This is a genomic window from Streptomyces sp. RPT161, assembly GCF_027533845.1.
In the GTDB taxonomy this organism is placed as follows: domain Bacteria; phylum Actinomycetota; class Actinomycetes; order Streptomycetales; family Streptomycetaceae; genus Streptantibioticus_A; species Streptantibioticus_A silvisoli_A.
This window is the reverse complement of sequence record NZ_JAPZVN010000001.1, coordinates 168,345-187,853: the sequence shown is the minus strand read 5'-3', so window position 1 is coordinate 187,853 and position 19,509 is coordinate 168,345. Positions and strand designations below refer to the sequence as shown.

The window sequence follows — 19,509 nt, the reverse complement described above, 5'->3', positions numbered from 1 at the left end:
TTGGCGTTCGTCCCCAATCCCGTACGTAACAAGGGAACCGAAGATGTTCGAGGCGGTCGAGGAACTGATCGGCGAGCACGCCGACCTCGAGAAGCGGCTTGCCGACCCGGCGGTCCACGCCGACCAGGCCGAGGCGCGCAGGCTCAACAAGCGTTACGCCGAGCTGACCCCCATAGTCGGCACGTACCGGGAGTGGAAGCAGGCGGGCGACGACATCGAGACCGCCCGTGAACTCGGCCAGGCCGACCCGGAGTTCGCCGCTGAGGTCAAGCAGTTGGAGCAGCACCGCGAGGGGCTCACCGACCGGCTGCGACTGCTGCTGGTGCCGCGTGACCCCAACGACGACAAGGACGTGATCCTTGAGGTCAAGGCGGGCGAGGGCGGCGAGGAGTCCGCGCTGTTCGCCGGAGACCTGCTGCGGATGTACCTGCGGTACGCCGAGCGGGTCGGCTGGAAGACCGAGATCCTGGACTCCAACGAGTCCGACCTCGGCGGCTACAAGGACGTACAGGTCGCGGTCAAGGCCAGGGGCAACAGCGAGCCCGGCCAGGGCGTCTGGGCCCGGCTGAAGTACGAGGGCGGCGTGCACCGGGTACAGCGGGTGCCCGCCACCGAGTCCCAGGGCCGGATCCACACCTCGGCCGCGGGTGTGCTGGTCACCCCGGAGGCCGAGGAGGTCGAGGTGGAGATCAGCACCAACGACCTGCGTATCGACGTCTACCGCTCGTCGGGCCCCGGCGGCCAGTCGGTGAACACCACCGACTCCGCGGTGCGCATCACCCACCTGCCCACCGGCATCGTGGTCTCCTGCCAGAACGAGAAGAGCCAGCTGCAGAACAAGGAGCAGGCGATGCGCATCCTGCGTTCCCGGCTGCTGGCCGCCGCCCAGGAGGAGGCCGAGCGGGAGGCGTCGGACGCGCGCCGCAGCCAGGTCCGCACCGTGGACCGCTCGGAGCGGATCCGGACGTACAACTTCCCCGAGAACCGGATCTCGGACCACCGGGTGGGCTTCAAGGCGTACAACTTGGACCAGGTACTCGACGGGGACCTCGACGCCGTCATCCAGGCGTGCGTCGACGCCGACGCCGCGGCGAAGCTGGCCGCGGCACAGTAAGGCCGCCCAAAACGGCTCACCGAGAAGGACGGATCGCGCGTGAACCTGCTGCTCGCGGAGGTGGCCCAGGCCACCCAGCGGTTGGCCGATGCCGGTGTGCCCTCACCCCGTTTCGACGCGGAGGAACTGGCCGCGTACGTGCACGGGGTCAAGCGCGGTGAGCTGCACAACGTCGCCGACGCCGACTTCGACGCCCGGTACTGGGAGGCGGTCGCCCGGCGGGAGAACCGCGAGCCGCTCCAGCACATCACCGGCCGCGCCTTCTTCCGGTACCTGGAACTCCAGGTCGGGCCAGGGGTGTTCGTGCCCCGGCCGGAGACCGAGTCGGTGGTCGGCTGGGCGATAGACGCGGTACGGGCGATGGACGTCGCCGAGCCGCTCATCGTCGACCTGTGCACCGGCTCCGGCGCGATCGCGCTGGCGCTGGCGCAGGAGGTGCCGCGGTCCCGGGTGCACGCGGTGGAGCTGGACGAGGGCGCGCTGCACTGGACGCGCAAGAACGTCGAGGGCTCCCGGGTGACGCTGCACCAGGGGGACGCGCTGTCCGCGCTGCCCGAGTTGAACGGCCAGTTCGACCTGGTGATCAGCAACCCGCCGTACATCCCGCTGACCGAGTGGGAGTACGTGGCGCCCGAGGCCAGGGACCATGATCCGCAGCTCGCCCTCTTCTCCGGCGAGGACGGTCTGGACACCATCCGCGGCCTGGAGCGCACCGCGCACCGGCTGCTGCGGCCCGGCGGTGTCGTGGTGGTGGAACACGCCGACACCCAGGGCCACCAGGTCCCCTGGATCTTCAACGAGGAGACCGGCTGGGCCGACGCGGCCGACCACCGCGACCTGAACAACCGCCCGAGATTCACGACCGCCCGTAAGGCGACGCCATGACCACGCTGGATCACCCCGCCCTCGAAGGCCGGGGTTCCGGGGGTTGTCCTCCGGAAGATCGCAGTACCACCGCCCGCAGGGCGACGTCGTGAACCCGGAACCCCCGTACAACCCCCAGGTCCATCAGATGGAGGACAGCTAATGGCTCGGCGTTACGACTGCTCCGACGCGTCCGACCGCGCCACCGGGCTGCGTGAGGCCGCCTCGGCGGTGCGCCGCGGTGAGCTCGTGGTGCTGCCCACCGACACCGTGTACGGCATCGGCGCGGACGCCTTCAACGGCGAGGCGGTCGGCGACCTGCTGCAGGCCAAGGGCCGGGGCCGCAACATGCCCTCGCCGGTGCTGGTCGGCTCCCCCAACACGCTGCACGGCCTGGTCACCGACTTCTCCGAGCTGGCGTGGGAGCTGGTGGACGCGTTCTGGCCGGGCGCGCTGACCCTGGTCGCCCGCCACCAGCCGTCGCTCCAGTGGGACCTCGGCGACACCCGCGGCACGGTCGCGATCCGGATGCCGCTGCACCCGGTCGCCATCGAACTGCTCACCGAGACCGGGCCGATGGCCGTCTCCAGCGCCAACCTGACCGGACAGCCGTCCCCGCAGACCTGCGACGCCGCCCAGAACATGCTCGGCGACTCGGTCTCCGTCTACCTCGACGGCGGCCCGACCCCGGACGCCGTGCCGTCCTCGATCGTGGACGTCACCGGCAAGGTACCGGTGCTGCTGCGGGCCGGTGCGCTCAGCGCCGCGCAGCTGCGCGAGGTCGTACCCGAGCTGGAGGAGTCGGCGTGAGCGGCACCAGCAGCTGTTACCGCGGCGGGGCGGACCCATGGTGCTGACCCGCCCTGACGAGCGGGGCATAACGGGCGGAACTGACGCGGAGGACCGTTTCCGCGTGCTGTACGTGTGCACCGGAAGCGTCTGCCGGTCGCCGATGGCCGAGCGGCTGACCCGGCTGGAGCTCGACCGCAGGCTGGGCGACGGCGCGTCCCAGATCGCGCTGCGCAGCGCGGGCACCTGGGGCCATGTCGGCGCGCCCATGGAGACGCACGCGGCCACCGTGCTGAGCGAGTACGGCGCGGACCCGGACGGCTTCCGCGGCCGGGAACTCGTCGACGACCACGTCATCGAGGCCGACCTGGTGCTCACCGCCACCCGCGACCACCGCGCCCAGGTGGTGTCCATGGGCCACGCGGCGGGCCTGCGCACCTTCACGCTCAAGGAGTTCACCCGGCTGGTCCGGGCGATAGACCCGGCGACGCTGCCGGACGGCTGCGTGATCGACCGCGCCCGCGCGCTGGTCCGCGCGGCGGCGGCGCTGCGCGGCTGGCTCCAGGCGCCCAACGCGGAGGACGACGAGGTCTACGACCCGTACGGCGCGCCGGTCACCGTCTTCCGCCACATCGGCGCGGAGATCCACTCCGCCCTGGACCCGGTCGTGACGGCCCTCACCGGCGTCCCGTCACGGGTGAGCTGAGGGCCGTCGGGGATCGGGGCGCGCTCCGCGGAAGAATCCCCGCAACCCGGACCTAACGGTCAAGGCGCGCCACCGCGGTGGCGCGCCTATCGTGGATCCATGGCGGTTGCCGGCACCAGCCCCGAGACGGACGCCCACACGGCGCCGTACGCCGCCGCGCACGCCGCGGACTTCGATGTACTGCGCCGCCAGGACCCGGAGCTGGCGGGCGTCCTGCTCGCCGAGTACGAGCGCCAGACCGCCGGACTCCAGCTGATCGCCGCCGAGAACTTCGCCTCACCCGCGGTGCTCGCGGTACTCGGCTCCCCGCTCGCCAACAAGTACGCCGAGGGCTACCCGGGCCACCGCCACCACGGCGGCTGCGAACTGGTCGACCTCGCCGAGCGGATGGCCATCGAACGGGCCTGTGCGCTGTTCGGCTGCGCGCACGCCAATGTCCAGCCCTACTCCGGCTCCTCGGCCGTCCTGGCGGCGTACGCGGCCCTTCTGGTGCCCGGTGACGCCGTACTGGCGATGTCGCTGCCGCACGGCGGCCACCTCACGCACGGCAGCCCGGCGAACTTCTCCGGCCGGTGGTTCGACTTCACCGGGTACGGGGTGGACCCCGGAACCGGCCTGATCGACTACCGGCAGCTGCGCGACCTGGCGCAGGCCCGCCGTCCCAAGGCGATCGTGGCGGGCTCCACCTCGTACCCCCGGCACATCGACTACGCGGCGTTCCGGGAGATCGCCGACGAGGTGGGCGCCTACCTGATCGTGGACGCCGCGCACACCCTGGGCCTGGTGGCGGGCGGCGCCGCGCCCAGCCCGGTGCCGTACGCCGACGTGGTGTGCGCCACCACGCACAAGACGCTGCGCGGCCCGCGCGGCGGCATCATCCTGTGCGGCTCGGAGCTGGCCGACCGCGTCGACCGCGCGGTCTTCCCGTTCACCCAGGGCGGCCCGCAGATGCACACCGTGGCGGCCACCGCGGTCGCCCTCGGCGAGGCCGCCACGCCCGCCTTCGCGGGCTACGCACACCAGGTGGTCGCCAACGCCCAGGTGCTCGCGGCGGCGCTCGGCGCGCAGGAGCTGATCCCGCAGACCGGCGGCACCGACACCCACCTGATCACCGTCGACGTCTCCGCGCTCGGGCTGACCGGCCTGGTGGCCCGAGGGCGGTGCGCGGCGGCCCGGATCTCGCTGGACAAGTGCGCCCTGCCGTCCGACCCGGCCCCGGCCGGTTCGGTCTCCGGGATACGGCTGGGCACAGCGGCGGTGACCACCCAGGGCATGCGCGAGTCCGAGATGGAACGGATCGCGAAACTGCTGGGGCGGGCGCTGCGTGGAGAGGAGGGAGTGGCGGGGGAGGCCGCCGAACTGGCTGCCGCGTTCCCGCCGTACACCCGGTTGTGATGCGACAGCCGATCACCACTGTGATCAATGTGAAGACGCTGTGGAACCGTTCGGGGTTCCTGTGTGTCCTCATCTTTGTTCACGCTCCCGGCTCGGAGGCGAATAAGGTGTGACGCTGTGCGCGAATACCTCCTGACACTCTGCGTCGCAGCGGCGGTCACGTATCTGCTGACCGGGCCGGTGCGGAAGTTCGCCATTGCCGCGGGCGCGATGCCGGAGATCCGGGCACGTGACGTGCACCGGGAGCCGACGCCGCGGCTCGGGGGCATCGCGCTGTTCGGCGGGTTGTGCGCGGGGCTGCTGGTGGCGTCGTCGCTGCCCAATCTCGGTGATGTGTTCAACCTCTCCAACGAGCCGCGCGCACTGCTGTCGGGCGCCGGGCTGATCTGGCTGCTCGGTGTGCTGGACGACAAGTGGGGCGTGGACGCGCTGATCAAGCTCGGCGGCCAGATGATCGCCGCGGGCGTGATGGTGATGCAGGGGCTGACGATCCTCTACCTGCCGGTGCCCGGCATCGGCCCGGTGTCGCTCAGCCCGATGCAGTCCACGCTGCTGACGGTGGCGCTGGTCGTCATCACCATCAACGCCGTCAACTTCGTTGACGGGCTTGATGGTTTGGCCGCGGGCATGGTGGGCATCGCGGCGATCGCGTTCTTCATGTACGCCTACCGGCTGTGGTTCGGGTACGGGGTGGAGAACGCCGCTCCGGCGACCCTGTTCAGTGCCATCCTCATCGGCATCTGCATGGGCTTCCTGCCGCACAACATCCATCCGGCGCGGATCTTCATGGGGGACTCGGGCTCCATGCTGATCGGACTGGTGATGGCCGCCTCCGCGATCTCGATCACCGGCCAGGTGGACCCGGACGTGATCACCAGCAACGCGGGTTCGGTGCGCGAGGCGGTGCACGCGATGGTGCCGGTGTACATCCCGCTGCTGCTGCCGCTGACGCTGATCGCCATCCCGGCCGCCGACCTGGTGCTGGCGATCGTGCGGCGCACCTGGAACGGCCAGTCGCCGTTCGCCGCCGACCGCGGGCATCTGCACCACCGGCTGCTGGAGATCGGGCACTCGCACAGCCGGGCGGTGCTGATCATGTACTTCTGGTCGGCGCTGATCGCGTTCGGCACGGTGGCGTTCTCGGCGCGTTCGTCCAGCCTGTGGATCGTGCTGGTGGTCGTCGCGCTGAGCGCGGTCGGCCTGGTCGTGCTGCTGCTGCCGCGGTTCAAGCCGCGGGCCCCGCGTTGGGCGGAGTCCTTCGTTCCGCCGCGCTACCGCAGCAGCCGGCGGCAGGCGGCGCGGGCCGCGAAGGCGGCGGCTCTGGCCGCCGAGGCGGAGGCCGAGCTGGCGCTCGCCGAGCCGGCCGCGACCGGGCAGCCCGTGCCCGGACTGCACGGCTCGACCGCGATCGGCGACCGTTCGCGGCTGCCGGATCGCCGCCGGGTCAGCAGCGCGCGCTGAAATCCACCCGACAGAACTACCTGTTTTCGCCACATAGCAGGCGCGAAAGCCGCTGTCAGCCGTAGGCGCTCATCTGTCACCCGTAGGTGTGATTGTGAGCACACGATGTAGGTAAAGACCTCATCAAATAGTTTGTGATACGGTTCACGAAACAGGGACGACGGCCGAAAGACCCCACCGAGATGGTCTTCCGGCCGGAAGAATGCCTTCCGCCCGGTTGTACGATCGCCCCAATCCCCGCCCCCGACTCCAACTTCGGAGCCGCCCCCATGCAGTCCAACGACGCCCGGATCCTGCGGAGCGCCGCGATTCCCACGTTCGCCGTGGGGGTGGTCGCGGTGGTTCTCAGCACCGTCCTCGCCGGAGGCAAAGGTGCGATCGGCTCCGTGATCGGAGTCGCCGTGGCCGGGCTGTTCTTCGGTCTGGCCGTGATCGGCCTGAACAAGGCGGCGGAGAAGTTCCCCGAGATGTTCATGGCCGCCGGGCTGGTGATGTACATGACCCAGCTGCTGGCCATGGCCATCCTGATCGCCGTCTTCCAGCGCGTCAGCTTCCTCAGCCCCCGGGCGTTCGCCTTCACCGTGATCGCCGCGACCGTGGTCTGGCTCATCGGGCAGACCCGAGGCCACCTGAAGGCGAAGACCTTCTACGTACAGCCCGTAGCGGAGCGCAAGCCGTGATCTTGGCGAACCGCTTCCGGACGGCTATCCCCCGTTCTTATGTGTTCCTCACGTCCTGCTATGGTCCGTGCCAGCACGCGGACGTGCGGATCCGGGCCGCGTCGCGCCATCACTCGGTGCGACAGCCCCCGCTGCCGCTGACCGCCGGTCCTCTTGGCCCGCTGCGGTCCCACCCCCTGATCAGTGAGACCAGTCCAGTGCCGCACCGTGGCCACGCGTCACGCCGACACACCGAGGTTGCCGTAACCATGCGTCAAGCCGCCGAAGGAGCCCGTGGTGAGTGCTGACCCCCAGATGCTCGCCTTCGAGACCAACTGCCACATCTTCAGCGGTTGCGGCTTCCCGTCTCCCGGCCTGAACTCCTTCGTCTTCAAGCCCCTGTTCACGGTCGGCGGCTTCCACTTCAACAAGCCGATGCTGCTCGCCGTGCTCACCACGATCATCGTGGTCGGCTTCTTCTGGGCGGCGTTCGCCAAGCCGAAGCTGCTGCCGGGCAAGCTCCAGATGATCGGCGAGGCCGGTTACGACTTCGTACGGCGTGGTGTGGTCCACGAGACGATGGGCCGCAAGGAGGGGGAGAAGTTCGTTCCCCTCATGGTCTCGCTCTTCTTCTTCATCTGGATCATGAACCTGTGGGCGATCATCCCGGTCGCCCAGTTCCCGGTCACGTCGATCATCGCCTTCCCGGCCGGTCTCGCGGCGATCGTCTACCTGACGTGGATGACGCTGACCTTCAAGCGCCACGGTTTCGTGGGAGGGATCAAGAGCCTCTGCGGTTACCAGAAGGGCCTCGGTGCCGTCGCCTTCCTGGTGTTCCCGCTGGAGTTCCTCTCCAACACGATCATCCGGCCCTTCACGCACACGGTGCGACTCTTCGCGAACATGTTCGCGGGTCACCTGCTCCTGCTGATCTTCACGGTCGGCGCCTGGTACACGCTGAACGGCATTGGTATCGCGTACTCGGCCGTCGCCTTCGTGATGGTCGTCGTACTGACCCTCTTCGAGCTGTTCATCCAGGCTCTGCAGGCCTATGTGTTCGTCGTCCTCGCCTCGGACTACGTCCGCGGCGCGATCGCCGGTCACTGACGGACGCCCGCGTCCACCCCAGACCTCCGACCCGCCCTCGGTGGCCCGCCCACCGGCTGTGAAAAAACACTAAGGAAGAAAACGACATGATGGACCAGCTCGTCACCCTCGCCGCCAGCAAGGAGCACGTCTACGGCTCCGTCGCCTCCATCGGCTATGGCCTCGCCGCCATCGGCCCGGGCGTGGGTATCGGCATCATCTTCGGTAACGGTGTCCAGGCCATGGCCCGCCAGCCTGAGGCCACCGGTCTGATCCGTCAGAACATGATCCTGGGCTTCGCGCTCTGTGAGGCGCTCGCCCTCATCGGCATCGTCATGCCGTTCGTGTTCGGTCAGAACTGACCGAGCCGACCGACAGCCCTTAACAGACGAAAGGTCCCGATGTGACTCTCCTGCAGACTGCGGCGAGCGAGGCGGAGAATCCGCTCATCCCGCCGATCCCGGAGCTGGTCATCGGCCTGATCGCCTTCCTTATCGTCTTCGGCTTCCTGGCCAAGGTGCTGCTCCCTCGCATCAACAAGGTGCTGGAGCAGCGGCACGAGGCCATCGAAGGCGGCATGGAGAAGGCCGAGGCCGCCCAGGCCGAGGCACAGGCGACGCTGGAGCAGTACCGCCAGCAGCTCGCCGAGGCTCGCCACGAGGCCAACCGCCTGCGCCAGGAGGCGCAGGAGCAGGGTGCCGCGCTCATCGCCGAGATGCGCAGCGAAGGCCAGCGCCAGCGCGAGGAGATCATCGCCGCGGGCCACGCCCAGATCGAGGCCGACCGCAAGCAGGCCGCCCTCGCGCTGCGTCAGGACGTGGGCAAGCTCGCCGTCGAACTGGCCAGCAAGCTGGTCGGCGAGGCGCTTGAGGAGCACGCCCGGCAGAGCGGTGTCATCGACCGTTTCCTCGACGAGCTTGAGGAGAAGGCCGAGGCAACGCGATGAGCGGAGCGAGCCGCGAGGCACTGGCCGACGCACGCGAGCGGCTCGACGCGCTGACCGACAACACGTCCGTCGACGCGGCGCAGCTCGCCGAGGAACTGGCTGCCGTAACGGCGCTGCTCGACCGGGAGGTGTCGCTGCGCCGACTCCTCACCGACCCCGCACAGGGCGGCGAGGAGAAGGCGGAGCTGGTCCGGCGACTGCTGACCGGCCAGGTCAGCGGCGAGACCCTCGACCTGGTCGCCGGCATGGTCCGGTCGCGCTGGTCGGCGTCGCGCGACCTGGTCGACGCGGTCGAGAACCTTTCGGACACCGCGGAGCTCATCGCCGCCGAGCGCTCCGGTGCGCTCGACGACGTGGAGGACGAGCTGTTCCGCACCGCGCGGATCATCGGCTCGTCCCCCGAGCTGCGTGCCGTGCTGACGGACGGCGGAACCAGCGGATCGGCCAAGGCCGAGCTGATCAAGAAGCTGCTGGGCGGCAGGGCGCACCCCGTCACCGTCCGCCTCGTCGCGCGTCTTGTGGCACATCCGCGGGGCCGTAGCCTGGAAGCAGGGCTCGACGCCCTCTCCAAGCTGGCCGCGGAGCGTCGCGGTCGGCTGGTCGCGGTGGTCACGTCGGCGACTCCACTGTCCGACCAGCAAAAGCAGCGTCTCGGTGCGGCGCTGGCCAAGCTGTACGGCCGCCAAGTGCACCTGAACCTGGACGTGGACCCCGAGGTCCTCGGCGGGATCAGCGTGCGGGTCGGCGACGAGGTCATCGACGGCACGGTCGCCAGCCGCCTCGAAGAGGCGACCCGGCGGCTGACCGGCTGACCAGCCACCGATGGGGGGCTGGCGACAGCCCCCGAAGAACACGCGTAGCACTGAAGCGGCCCGAGTTGGGCCGTAAAGATACTTAGGGCCCAACAAGGAGAGCAGGGAACCCAGATGGCGGAGCTCACGATCCGGCCGGAGGAGATCCGGAGCGCGCTGGAGGAATTCGTCCAGTCGTACAAGCCGGACGCGGCCTCGCGCGAGGAGGTCGGTACGGTCAGCGATGCCGGTGACGGTATCGCGCACGTCGAGGGCCTGCCCTCGGCCATGGCGAACGAGCTGCTGAAGTTCGAGGACGGCACCCTCGGCCTCGCCCTCAACCTTGAGGAGCGGGAGGTCGGTACCGTCATCCTCGGTGAGTTCAGCGGCATCGAGCAGGGGCAGACCGTTCGTCGCACCGGCGAGGTGCTGTCCGTACCGGTGGGCGAGGGCTACCTCGGCCGCGTTGTCGACCCCCTGGGCAATCCGATCGACGGCCTCGGTGAGATCGAGACCGAAGGCCGTCGCGCCCTCGAACTGCAGGCCCCCACGGTCATGCAGCGCAAGTCGGTGCACGAGCCGATGCAGACCGGCCTGAAGGCCGTCGACGCGATGACCCCGATCGGCCGCGGTCAGCGTCAGCTGATCATCGGCGACCGGCAGACCGGCAAGACCGCGCTCGCCGTCGACACGATCATCAACCAGCGCGACAACTGGCGTTCCGGCGACCCGAAGAAGCAGGTCCGCTGCATCTACGTCGCCGTCGGCCAGAAGGGCTCCACCATCGCGTCCGTGCGCGGCGCGCTGGAGGAGGCGGGCTGCCTGGAGTTCACCACCATCGTCGCCGCCCCGGCGTCCGACCCGGCGGGCTTCAAGTACCTCGCGCCGTACACCGGTTCGGCCATCGGCCAGCACTGGATGTACCAGGGCAAGCACGTCCTGATCGTCTTCGACGACCTGTCCAAGCAGGCCGACGCCTACCGCGCGGTCTCCCTGCTGCTGCGCCGCCCGCCGGGCCGTGAGGCCTACCCGGGTGACGTCTTCTACCTGCACTCCCGGCTGCTGGAGCGCTGCGCCAAGCTCTCCGACGACATGGGCGCCGGTTCGATGACCGGTCTGCCGATCGTGGAGACCAAGGCCAACGACGTGTCGGCGTTCATCCCGACCAACGTCATCTCCATCACCGACGGCCAGTGCTTCCTGGAGTCCGACCTGTTCAACGCGGGCCAGCGCCCGGCGCTGAACGTGGGTATCTCGGTCTCCCGTGTCGGTGGCTCCGCGCAGCACAAGGCGATGCGCCAGGTCTCCGGCCGCCTGCGGGTGGACCTCGCCCAGTACCGCGAGCTGGAGGCGTTCGCCGCCTTCGGTTCCGACCTGGACGCGGCCTCCAAGGCGTCGCTGGAGCGCGGCAAGCGCATGGTCGAGCTGCTCAAGCAGGGCCAGTACGCCCCGTACTCGGTCGAGGAGCAGGTCGTCTCCATCTGGGCCGGCACCAACGGCAAGCTGGACGACGTCCCGGTGGAGGACATCCGCCGCTTCGAGCGCGAGCTGCTGGACTGGATGGAGCGCGAGAAGAAGGAGCTGCTCACCAGCATCCGCGAGGGCGCCAAGATGTCCGACGCGACCATCGAGGCCATCTCCGAGGCGGTCGACACCTTCAAGAAGCAGTTCGAGACCTCGGACGGCAAGCTGCTGGGTGAGGGCTGAGCATGGGCGCCCAACTTCGGGTCTACAAGCGCCGCATCCGCTCCGTCACCGCCACCAAGAAGATCACCAAGGCGATGGAGATGATCGCCGCTGCCCGCATCGTCAAGGCGCAGCGCGCGGTGGCGGCCTCCACCCCGTATGCCACCGCGCTGACCCGCGCGGTGGCGGCGGTGGCCACCGGCTCCACCGACAAGCACCCGCTGACCACCGAGAAGGAGAACCCGGCGCGCGCCGCGGTGCTGCTGATCACCAGCGACCGCGGTCTGGCCGGCGGATACTCCGCGAACGCCATCAAGGCGGCCGAGCGGCTCACGGAGCGGCTGCGCTCCGAGGGCAAGGAGGTCGTGTCGTACGTCGTGGGCCGCAAGGGTGTGGCGTACTACAACTTCCGCGGTACGGACATCGCGGACTCGTGGACCGGCTTCACCGACAGCCCGACGTACGCGGACGCCAAGCGGGTCGCCGACCCGCTGATCGAGGCCGTCGTCGCGGGCTCGGAGGAGGGCGGCGTCGATGAACTGCACATCGTCTACACGGAGTTCGTGTCGATGATGACGCAGTCACCGGTCGGCGACCGGCTGCTGCCGCTCAGCCTGGAGAAGACCGCGGAGGCGGTCGAGGAGGCTGAGGCGCACAGCGGCAAGCCCATGCCGCTGTACGAGTTCGAGCCGTCCGCGGAGGGCGTGCTGGACGCGCTGCTGCCGCGGTACGTCGAGTGCCGGGTCTACAACGCCCTGCTGCAGGCGGCGGCCTCCGAGCACGCCGCCCGCCGTCGGGCGATGAAGTCGGCGACCGACAACGCCGAGGAACTCATCAAGTCGCTCACGCGGCTTGCCAACGCGGCCCGCCAGGCCGATATCACCCAGGAAATCAGCGAGATCGTCGGTGGCGCGAGTGCCCTGGCCGACGCGACCGCGGGGAGTGACCGCTAATCATGACCACCACAGTTGAGACGACTACGGCGACGGGCCGCGTCGCGCGGGTCATCGGCCCCGTCGTCGACGTGGAGTTCCCCGTCGACGCGATGCCCGAGATCTACAACGCGCTCCACGTCGAGGTCGCCGACCCGGCCAACGCCGGGGAGAAGCGCACGCTGACCCTTGAGGTCGCCCAGCACCTGGGCGACGGCATGGTCCGCGCGATCTCGATGCAGCCCACCGACGGTCTGGTCCGCCAGGCCGAGGTGATCGACACCGGCGCGGGCATCTCGGTGCCGGTCGGCGATGTCACCAAGGGCCGGGTGTTCAACACCCTCGGTGAGATCCTGAACGAGCCGGAGGCGGCCTCCGAGGTCACCGAGCGCTGGCCGATCCACCGCAAGGCCCCGGCCTTCGACCAGCTTGAGTCGAAGACCGAGATGTTCGAGACCGGCCTGAAGGTCGTCGACCTGCTGACCCCGTACGTCAAGGGCGGCAAGATCGGTCTGTTCGGTGGTGCGGGCGTCGGCAAGACGGTCCTCATCCAGGAAATGATCATGCGTGTGGCGAAGCTGCACGAGGGTGTGTCGGTGTTCGCCGGTGTCGGTGAGCGCACCCGTGAGGGCAACGACCTCATCCAGGAGATGGAAGAGTCGGGCGTTCTGGACAAGACCGCGCTGGTCTTCGGTCAGATGGACGAGCCCCCGGGCACCCGTCTGCGGGTCGCGCTGGCCGGTCTGACCATGGCGGAGTACTTCCGCGATGTGCAGAAGCAGGACGTGCTGTTCTTCATCGACAACATCTTCCGCTTCACCCAGGCCGGTTCCGAGGTGTCCACCCTGCTCGGCCGCATGCCGTCCGCGGTGGGTTACCAGCCGAACCTCGCGGACGAGATGGGCATCCTGCAGGAGCGCATCACCTCGACCCGCGGCCACTCGATCACCTCGATGCAGGCGATCTACGTTCCGGCGGACGACCTGACCGACCCGGCCCCGGCGACCACCTTCGCGCACCTCGACGCGACCACGGTGCTCTCCCGGCCGATCTCGGAGAAGGGCATCTACCCGGCGGTGGACCCGCTGGACTCCACGTCCCGCATCCTGGACCCGCGCTACATCGCGCAGGACCACTACGACTGCGCGATGCGCGTCAAGAGCATCCTGCAGAAGTACAAGGACCTCCAGGACATCATCGCGATCCTCGGTATCGACGAGCTGAGCGAGGAGGACAAGCTCACCGTCCACCGCGCCCGCCGCATCGAGCGGTTCCTGTCCCAGAACACCCACGCGGCGAAGCAGTTCACCGGCGTGGACGGTTCGGACGTCTCGCTCGACGAGTCGATCGCGGCGTTCACCGCGATCGCCGACGGTGAGTACGACCACTTCCCGGAGCAGGCGTTCTTCATGTGCGGTGGTCTTGAGGACCTGAAGAAGAACGCGAAGGAGCTGGGCGTCTCCTGACGCCTGACGCTTCGCACGTGTGATGGGGGGCGGGCTGGTCCCGCCCCCGTCTCGCACCCCGTTATCCTGTGACCCAACACCTGCCGGCAGCGGTGGGTGGAGACCCGAGGAGCCATCTTGGCCGAGCTGCACGTCGAGCTGGTCGCCGCCGACCGCAAGGTCTGGACCGGTGAAGCCAACATCGTCGTCGCGCGCACGGTGTCGGGCGACGTAGGCATCATGCCGGGCCACCAGCCGCTGCTCAGTGTGTTGGAGTTCGGTCCGGTGACCATCCGCACCGCCGACGGCCCGGTCGTCGCGCTGGTGCACGGTGGGTTCATCTCGTTCTCGGACAACAAGCTCTCGATTCTCGCGGAGATCGCCGAGCTGGCGGACGAGATCGACGTCGAGCGCGCCGAGCGCGAGCTCGAGGTCGCCAAGGCGGAGGCGGACGCGCAGGCCGAAGTGAAGGCCGCCGCGCGACTGCGTGTCGCCACCGGCACGTACTGATACGTGAGCCGGGCCGCGGACCACCGAACGGGGTCCGCGGCCCGGCCGCAGTAGGGGCAGTCTGTAAAGGTGTCCGGGCACACCGGACCTGAAGGCGAGGAGGTCAGTCGGCGTGGTCCTCGCTCTGCAGCTGTTCGGACTGGCCGTCGCGGTGGCCGCGATCGGCCTTTTCGTCTTCGGACTGCGCCGCAGGCTGATCCAGCGGCCGGGCGGCACCTTCGACTGCAGTCTGCGGTCCGTCGGGGAGACGGCCGCCGAGCCCACCGGCAAGGGCTGGGTGTACGGCGTGGCCCGGTACAGCGGCGACCGCGTCGAGTGGTTCCGGGTCTTCTCCTACGCCCCGCGCCCGCGCCGGGTGCTGGAGCGCTCCGCGATCGAGGTCATCCAGCGCCGCACCCCGCAGGGCGAGGAGGAGCTGGCGCTGCTCTCCGACGCGGTCGTGCTGGTCTGCACCCATCGAGGCGCGCGCCTCGAACTCGCCATGAGCGACGATGCCCTCACGGGCTTTCTGGCCTGGCTGGAGGCGGCGCCTCCAGGCCAGCGCGTGAACGTGGCCTAGCCGCCTTCTGGCGCTCGGGGCGAGCCGGATCAGACGGCACGCCCCGGCCCCCGTGTCGGGTTAGCGGTTCTCTCCCGGCACCCACAGCACGTCCCCCTGCTCCCTGTTGGCCGTGCGGGCCAGGATGAACAGCAGGTCGGACAGGCGGTTGAGGTACTTCGCGGTCAGCGGGTTCATCGTGTCGCCGTGCGACTCCAGTGCCGCCCAGGTGGTGCGCTCGGCACGGCGCACCACGGTGCAGGCCTGGTGGAGCAGTGCGGCGCCGGGGGTGCCGCCGGGGAGGATGAAGCTGCGCAGCTTCTCCAGGTCCGCGAGGAAGCGGTCGCAGTCCGCCTCCAGCTTGTCGACGTAGCTCTGCTCGACGCGCAGCGGCGGGTACTTGGGGTCTTCCACCACCGGTGTGGCGAGGTCGGCGCCGACGTCGAACAGGTCGTTCTGCACCCTGGCCAGGACCGTGGTGACCTCCTCCGGCAGGGCGCCGAGCGCGATCGCCACGCCGATCGCGGCGTTCGCCTCGTTGGCGTCGGCGTACGCCGCGATCCGCGGGTCGGTCTTGGGCGCCCGGCTCATGTCGCCGAGCGCGGTGGTGCCGTCGTCGCCGGTCCGGGTGTAGATACGTGTCAGATTGACCATGGCACGAGTATGCCTCCGGCGGTTTCCGGCGGTGGGGTGGCGGTGCGCCCGCGGCCGTAGGCCGCTGATGGACGCTGTTTGCGCTGCCGGGACGCGCCGCCGGGTTGCTCGCCGCCGCGGCGGTCTTCTCTCGGGGCAAGCCCCAAAGGACTCTCTACGCCCCCGCCTTGCGGAAGAGGTGTGTGCCGGTGGTGACGGAGGCCACGAGCAGGGCCGCCGTCACCAGTACCCCGTACCGCATGGCCGTGCCGTCGTAGTCGCCGACGAAGGCGGCCCGTACCGCGTCGACCAGGTAGCGCAGCGGCATCAGGTGGGAGAGGGCGTTGAGCCAGCCGGGCGCGAGGGACATCGGGAGCAGCAGGCCCGACAGCAGCATCGCGGGCAGGTTGACGGCGTTGACCAGCGGGGCGAACGTCTGCGGGGTGGCGACCCGCATCGCCAGCGCGTAGGACAGCGAGGCGAGCGACACCGTCATCGCGGCGACGAAGCCGAAACCGATCAGGATGCCGAGCAGTGGCGCCCGCAGCCCCATCGCCAGCGCGACCAGGACCACCAGCGCGGCCTGGAAGACCAGCAGTGCCGCGTCCCGCAGCACCCGGCCGAGCAGCAGCGCCAGTCGGCTGACCGGCGTGACGCGCATCCGCTCCACGACGCCGTGCTGCTTCTCGATGAGGAGGCCGAAACCGCTGAACGCGGCGCCGAACAGCCCGAGTTGCAGCAGCAGGCCGGGCACCAGCACCTGCCAGGAGCCGCCGTGCGGTGCCAGTGGCACGCCGGTCAGCAGCGGCCCGTAGAACAGCAGGTACAGCAGCGGCATCAGCGCGCCGAAGAGGATCTGCGTGCGGGAGCGCAGGGTCTGCCGGGCGTACCGCCCGAAGACGAGCGCGGTGTCGGAGACGAAGGTGGTCAACGAGGGCTCCTAGACGGCTACGGGGGCGGCATCCGGTGGCGTGGCGGCACGCCCGGTGATGGCGAGGAAGGCGTCGTGCAGGCTCGCGTCGGGCGAGCCCGCGTACCGCGTCTTCAGCGCGGCGGGCGTGCCTTCCGCGACGATCCGGCCCTGGTCGACGACGACCAGGCGGTCGGCGAGCGCGTCGGCCTCGTCCAGGTAGTGCGTGGTGAGGAAGACGGTGGTGCCCCACTGCGCGCGGACGCGCCGGACCGTGTCCCACAGGTCGGCGCGGCTGCCCGGGTCGAGTCCGGTGGTCGGCTCGTCCAGGAACAGCACCGCGGGCCGATGGGTGAGGCCCATGGCGATGTCCAGCCGTCGCCGCTGCCCGCCGGACAGTGCGGCGCACCTGCGGTCCAGCAGCCCGGTCAGGTCGAGCCGGTCCGCCAACTCCTCGGCTCGTGCGGTGGATTGGCTGCGGGTCAGGCCGTAGAGGCGTCCCTGGGTGGTGAGTTCCTCCCGTACCGAGACGGTCGGGTCGACACCGCCCGACTGTGCCACGTAGCCGGTCGCCCTCCGTACCCCGCGGGGGTCGCGGACCAGGTCGTGGCCCGCCACGGTGGCGGCGCCGCCGGTCGGTGCCAGCAGGGTGGTGAGCATCCGCAGGGTGGTGGTCTTCCCGGCGCCGTTGGGGCCGAGGAAGCCGAGGATCTCGCCCGCCGGCACGGTGAGGTCGATGCCGTGGACCGCGTGTACCGGTCCGTGTCTGGTCTCGAAGGTCCGGGCGAGCCCGGCCGTGCTGATGACTGCCATGGCGCAAGAAAACCAGGCTCACTTAAATTTTGCAATGCCACCAAAATTTACTGGACCCCAGCGAAGCTAGGATGGGAGCATGGCGGCAGAGGGGCTCAGGGAGCGCAAGAAGCGGCGGACGCGGCAGAACATCTCGGACATCGCCACCGGGCTGTTCCTGGAGCGCGGGTTCGACGCGGTGACGATCGCGGAGATCGCCGAGGCCGCCGAGGTCTCCGTCAACACCGTGTACAACTACTTCCCCGCCAAGGAGGACCTGTTCTTCGACCGGAGCGCGGGCCTGATCGACCGGCTGCCCCGGTACGTACGCGGCCGGGACAAGGGGGAGTCGGCCGCCGTGGCCGTACTGCGTGAACTGCGCGCTCAGGTGGAGGAGGTCTCGCCCGCCATAGGGCTGATGGACGGCTACGACCGCTTCATGCGTGTCGTGGACGGCTCGTCCGCCCTCAAGGCCCGGCTCGCCCATCTGCAGCAGGAGGTCATGCGGGCCGTCGAGCGCACGCTGCGCGAGGAGACCGGCGCCGCCCCCGACGATCCGCTGCCGCTGCTGGTCGGCTCCCAACTCGCCTGGCTGCAGCGGACGCTCATGGAGTACATCGGCGCGCAGATGGTCGCCGGACGCGCTCCCGCCGAGGTCTCCCGCGAGGCGCTCGCCGTGCTGGACGAGATGGAGGACCTGTTGGGCGAGCGCGTCCTCAACTATGCGGTGAAGAACACATAGTGACGCGAGCCTCTTCATACTGCGCGCAGTGGTGAACGGACGTTAAGGTCCGCCCAAAGACGTCAAATGGAGGGGTGTGTCGTGGCGAAGAAGCTCGCCGTCATCGGAGCCGGTCTCATGGGCTCCGGCATCGCACAGGTATCCGCCCAGGCGGGCTACGAGGTCGTGCTGCGCGATGTCACCGACGAGGCGCTGGCCCGGGGCAAGGGCGGGATCCAGGCGTCGTACGAGAAGTTCGTCGCCAAGGGCAAGCTGGACGCCGACGCCGCGCAAGCCGCGCTCGGCCGCATCACCACGACCACCGACCTCGACGCGGTCGCCGACGCCGACATCGTCGTCGAGGCGGTCTTCGAGAAGATCGAGGTCAAGCAGGAGATCTTCCGCGCCCTCGACAAGCTGGTGCGCGAGGAGGCGATCCTCGCCTCCAACACCTCCGCCATTCCGATCACCAAGATCGCCGCGGTGACCGAGCGGCCGGAGCGCGTCGTCGGTACGCACTTCTTCTCGCCGGTGCCGATGATGCAGCTGTGCGAGCTGGTCCGCGGCTACAAGACCAGCGACGAGACGCTGGCCGCCGCCCGGTCCTTCGCCGAGGAGATCGGCAAGACCTGCATCGTCGTCAACCGCGATGTCGCGGGCTTCGTCACCACCCGGCTGATCTCCGCCCTCGTGGTGGAGGCCGTCAAGCTCTACGAGTCCGGTGTGGCCTCCGCCGAGGACATCGACATCGCCTGCAAGCTCGGCTTCGGCCACGCCATGGGACCGCTGGCCACCACCGACCTGACCGGCGTCGACATCCTGCTGCACGCCACCGGCAACATCTACACCGAGTCCCAGGACGAGAAGTTCGCCCCGCCGGAGTTGATGCGGCGCATGGTTGACGCCGGTGACATCGGCCGCAAGAGCGGCCAGGGCTTCTACCGCTACTGAAGCGGCGGACGGTGCGTCCGTGCCAGTGCGGACAACCGCGTTGGCACTCGCGCCTTCACCCCGACGAGTGAATTCGGTATCGGTTCGCTCACGGACGGCAACCCTTGGATGCGACGAATCGTCAGTTGCGGTGAGACTGGAGAGACGATCGGTACGGACCACGGGGATCCACACACCTTGGGAGCGCGCATGCACATCAGGGGCGACCATGCCCAGCTCAGCGTCGGGGGCCGCCTCGACGTCCGGAGCGCGGCGGACGCCCGTACCGTCCTGCATTCCGCTGTCGACTCCGGCCACGGGGACCTGGTGCTGGATCTGACCGAACTGGACTCGTGGGACGCCACGGGCCTCGGCGTGATCATGGGCGCGCACCGGCGCGCCGGACGTGCCAACCGCCGCCTCGTGCTGCGCGGTGTGCCCCCGCAGATGGAACGGCTGCTGGTGGCCACGCGGCTGCACCGGATCCTCACCATCGAGCGGGGTGTCACGGTGGATCCGTCGGCTCGCCCCTAGCGCCGGGGGCCGGTTCCGGCGATGCCGACCGGTGGTGTCACAGTCCGGGGGAGAACACAGTAGGGTT

The 19,509-nt window shown here is 69.5% G+C and carries 22 protein-coding genes; 19 read left to right on the top strand and 3 right to left on the bottom strand.

From position 1 onward, the window contains the following. Positions 1-43: 43 nt before the first annotated feature. From prfA to O5O46_RS00700, 16 genes are all read left to right on the top strand, one after another. Positions 44-1,114 (top strand): peptide chain release factor 1, encoded by a 1,071-nt coding sequence (gene prfA, locus O5O46_RS00775; protein ID WP_269853202.1) that lies wholly within the window; start codon positions 44-46, stop codon positions 1,112-1,114. Between the two features lie 39 nt (positions 1,115-1,153). Further along, a complete protein-coding gene (prmC, locus tag O5O46_RS00770) occupies positions 1,154-1,999 on the top strand; it encodes a peptide chain release factor N(5)-glutamine methyltransferase (protein ID WP_269853201.1) in 846 nt (281 codons plus the stop codon). A 141-nt stretch (positions 2,000-2,140) separates the two neighbouring features. Then, on the top strand, positions 2,141-2,788 hold the full coding sequence (locus O5O46_RS00765) for an L-threonylcarbamoyladenylate synthase (protein ID WP_269853200.1): 648 nt from the start codon (positions 2,141-2,143) through the stop codon (positions 2,786-2,788). A 43-nt stretch (positions 2,789-2,831) separates the two neighbouring features. After that, on the top strand, positions 2,832-3,473 hold the full coding sequence (locus O5O46_RS00760; protein ID WP_391858228.1) for an arsenate reductase/protein-tyrosine-phosphatase family protein: 642 nt from the start codon (positions 2,832-2,834) through the stop codon (positions 3,471-3,473). A 99-nt stretch (positions 3,474-3,572) separates the two neighbouring features. Further along, positions 3,573-4,868: a serine hydroxymethyltransferase gene (gene glyA, locus O5O46_RS00755; RefSeq protein ID WP_269853198.1), complete on the top strand. Its 1,296-nt coding sequence runs from the start codon at positions 3,573-3,575 to the stop codon at positions 4,866-4,868. A 117-nt stretch (positions 4,869-4,985) separates the two neighbouring features. Continuing rightward, positions 4,986-6,329 carry an MraY family glycosyltransferase gene (locus O5O46_RS00750; RefSeq protein WP_269853197.1) on the top strand — a complete coding sequence of 448 codons (1,344 nt, stop codon included), beginning with the start codon at positions 4,986-4,988 and terminating at the stop codon, positions 6,327-6,329. Positions 6,330-6,598: 269 nt separating this feature from the next. After that, positions 6,599-7,009: a hypothetical protein gene (locus O5O46_RS00745; protein WP_269853196.1), complete on the top strand. Its 411-nt coding sequence runs from the start codon at positions 6,599-6,601 to the stop codon at positions 7,007-7,009. Positions 7,010-7,303: 294 nt separating this feature from the next. Beyond that, on the top strand, positions 7,304-8,095 hold the full coding sequence (gene atpB / locus O5O46_RS00740; protein WP_269853877.1) for a F0F1 ATP synthase subunit A: 792 nt from the start codon (positions 7,304-7,306) through the stop codon (positions 8,093-8,095). 89 nt (positions 8,096-8,184) lie between these two features. After that, positions 8,185-8,436: an ATP synthase F0 subunit C gene (gene atpE / locus O5O46_RS00735; RefSeq protein ID WP_269853876.1), complete on the top strand. Its 252-nt coding sequence runs from the start codon at positions 8,185-8,187 to the stop codon at positions 8,434-8,436. A gap of 41 nt (positions 8,437-8,477) precedes the next feature. Then, positions 8,478-9,020 carry a F0F1 ATP synthase subunit B gene (locus O5O46_RS00730; protein WP_269853195.1) on the top strand — a complete coding sequence of 181 codons (543 nt, stop codon included), beginning with the start codon at positions 8,478-8,480 and terminating at the stop codon, positions 9,018-9,020. Further along, a complete protein-coding gene (locus O5O46_RS00725; RefSeq protein ID WP_269853194.1) occupies positions 9,017-9,832 on the top strand; it encodes a F0F1 ATP synthase subunit delta in 816 nt (271 codons plus the stop codon). Before O5O46_RS00730 ends, O5O46_RS00725 begins: the two co-directional genes overlap by 4 nt. Before the next feature lie 114 nt (positions 9,833-9,946). Next, positions 9,947-11,518 carry a F0F1 ATP synthase subunit alpha gene (atpA, locus tag O5O46_RS00720; protein ID WP_269853193.1) on the top strand — a complete coding sequence of 524 codons (1,572 nt, stop codon included), beginning with the start codon at positions 9,947-9,949 and terminating at the stop codon, positions 11,516-11,518. Positions 11,519-11,520: 2 nt separating this feature from the next. Beyond that, on the top strand, positions 11,521-12,450 hold the full coding sequence (locus O5O46_RS00715; RefSeq protein ID WP_269853192.1) for a F0F1 ATP synthase subunit gamma: 930 nt from the start codon (positions 11,521-11,523) through the stop codon (positions 12,448-12,450). Between the two features lie 2 nt (positions 12,451-12,452). Next, positions 12,453-13,895 (top strand): F0F1 ATP synthase subunit beta, encoded by a 1,443-nt coding sequence (gene atpD, locus O5O46_RS00710; RefSeq protein ID WP_269853191.1) that lies wholly within the window; start codon positions 12,453-12,455, stop codon positions 13,893-13,895. A 114-nt stretch (positions 13,896-14,009) separates the two neighbouring features. After that, positions 14,010-14,384: a F0F1 ATP synthase subunit epsilon gene (locus tag O5O46_RS00705; protein WP_269853875.1), complete on the top strand. Its 375-nt coding sequence runs from the start codon at positions 14,010-14,012 to the stop codon at positions 14,382-14,384. 112 nt (positions 14,385-14,496) lie between these two features. Further along, positions 14,497-14,943, top strand: a complete 447-nt coding sequence (locus tag O5O46_RS00700; protein WP_269853190.1) for a DUF2550 domain-containing protein — start codon at positions 14,497-14,499, stop codon at positions 14,941-14,943. Positions 14,944-15,003: 60 nt separating this feature from the next. On the opposite strand, the gene O5O46_RS00695 is transcribed toward O5O46_RS00700, so the two are convergent. The 3 genes from O5O46_RS00695 to O5O46_RS00685 form a co-directional block, all read right to left on the bottom strand. Beyond that, complete coding sequence (locus O5O46_RS00695) at positions 15,004-15,576, bottom strand: cob(I)yrinic acid a,c-diamide adenosyltransferase (RefSeq protein ID WP_269853189.1); 573 nt, start codon at positions 15,574-15,576, stop codon at positions 15,004-15,006. 154 nt (positions 15,577-15,730) lie between these two features. Beyond that, a complete protein-coding gene (locus tag O5O46_RS00690; protein WP_269853188.1) occupies positions 15,731-16,486 on the bottom strand; it encodes an ABC transporter permease in 756 nt (251 codons plus the stop codon). Positions 16,487-16,495: 9 nt separating this feature from the next. After that, on the bottom strand, positions 16,496-17,278 hold the full coding sequence (locus O5O46_RS00685; protein ID WP_269853187.1) for an ABC transporter ATP-binding protein: 783 nt from the start codon (positions 17,276-17,278) through the stop codon (positions 16,496-16,498). Between the two features lie 79 nt (positions 17,279-17,357). Between O5O46_RS00685 and O5O46_RS00680 the strand changes: the two genes are divergently transcribed. The 3 genes from O5O46_RS00680 to O5O46_RS00670 all read left to right on the top strand — a co-directional run bounded on the left by O5O46_RS00680 (position 17,358) and on the right by O5O46_RS00670 (position 19,442). Then, on the top strand, positions 17,358-17,999 hold the full coding sequence (locus O5O46_RS00680) for a TetR/AcrR family transcriptional regulator (RefSeq protein WP_269853186.1): 642 nt from the start codon (positions 17,358-17,360) through the stop codon (positions 17,997-17,999). An 81-nt stretch (positions 18,000-18,080) separates the two neighbouring features. Continuing rightward, positions 18,081-18,929: a 3-hydroxyacyl-CoA dehydrogenase family protein gene (locus O5O46_RS00675; protein ID WP_269853185.1), complete on the top strand. Its 849-nt coding sequence runs from the start codon at positions 18,081-18,083 to the stop codon at positions 18,927-18,929. A gap of 189 nt (positions 18,930-19,118) precedes the next feature. Continuing rightward, entirely contained in the window at positions 19,119-19,442 is a 324-nt protein-coding gene (locus tag O5O46_RS00670) for an STAS domain-containing protein (protein ID WP_269853184.1), read from the top strand. Positions 19,443-19,509: the final 67 nt, after the last annotated feature.

Bases quoted from the DNA above. Each gene is read 5' to 3' on its own strand.
- prfA (WP_269853202.1), top strand. From the start codon at position 44: ATGTTCGAGGCGGTCGAGGAACTGATCGGCGAGCACGCCGACCTCGAG.
- O5O46_RS00765 (WP_269853200.1), top strand. From the start codon at position 2,141: ATGGCTCGGCGTTACGACTGCTCCGACGCGTCCGACCGCGCCACCGGG.
- glyA (WP_269853198.1), top strand. From the start codon at position 3,573: ATGGCGGTTGCCGGCACCAGCCCCGAGACGGACGCCCACACGGCGCCG.
- O5O46_RS00745 (WP_269853196.1), top strand. From the start codon at position 6,599: ATGCAGTCCAACGACGCCCGGATCCTGCGGAGCGCCGCGATTCCCACG.
- atpB (WP_269853877.1), top strand. From the start codon at position 7,304: ATGCTCGCCTTCGAGACCAACTGCCACATCTTCAGCGGTTGCGGCTTC.
- atpE (WP_269853876.1), top strand. From the start codon at position 8,185: ATGGACCAGCTCGTCACCCTCGCCGCCAGCAAGGAGCACGTCTACGGC.
- O5O46_RS00725 (WP_269853194.1), top strand. From the start codon at position 9,017: ATGAGCGGAGCGAGCCGCGAGGCACTGGCCGACGCACGCGAGCGGCTC.
- atpA (WP_269853193.1), top strand. From the start codon at position 9,947: ATGGCGGAGCTCACGATCCGGCCGGAGGAGATCCGGAGCGCGCTGGAG.
- O5O46_RS00715 (WP_269853192.1), top strand. From the start codon at position 11,521: ATGGGCGCCCAACTTCGGGTCTACAAGCGCCGCATCCGCTCCGTCACC.
- atpD (WP_269853191.1), top strand. From the start codon at position 12,453: ATGACCACCACAGTTGAGACGACTACGGCGACGGGCCGCGTCGCGCGG.
- O5O46_RS00695 (WP_269853189.1), bottom strand. From the start codon at position 15,576: ATGGTCAATCTGACACGTATCTACACCCGGACCGGCGACGACGGCACC.
- O5O46_RS00685 (WP_269853187.1), bottom strand. From the start codon at position 17,278: ATGGCAGTCATCAGCACGGCCGGGCTCGCCCGGACCTTCGAGACCAGA.
- O5O46_RS00680 (WP_269853186.1), top strand. From the start codon at position 17,358: ATGGCGGCAGAGGGGCTCAGGGAGCGCAAGAAGCGGCGGACGCGGCAG.
- O5O46_RS00670 (WP_269853184.1), top strand. From the start codon at position 19,119: ATGCACATCAGGGGCGACCATGCCCAGCTCAGCGTCGGGGGCCGCCTC.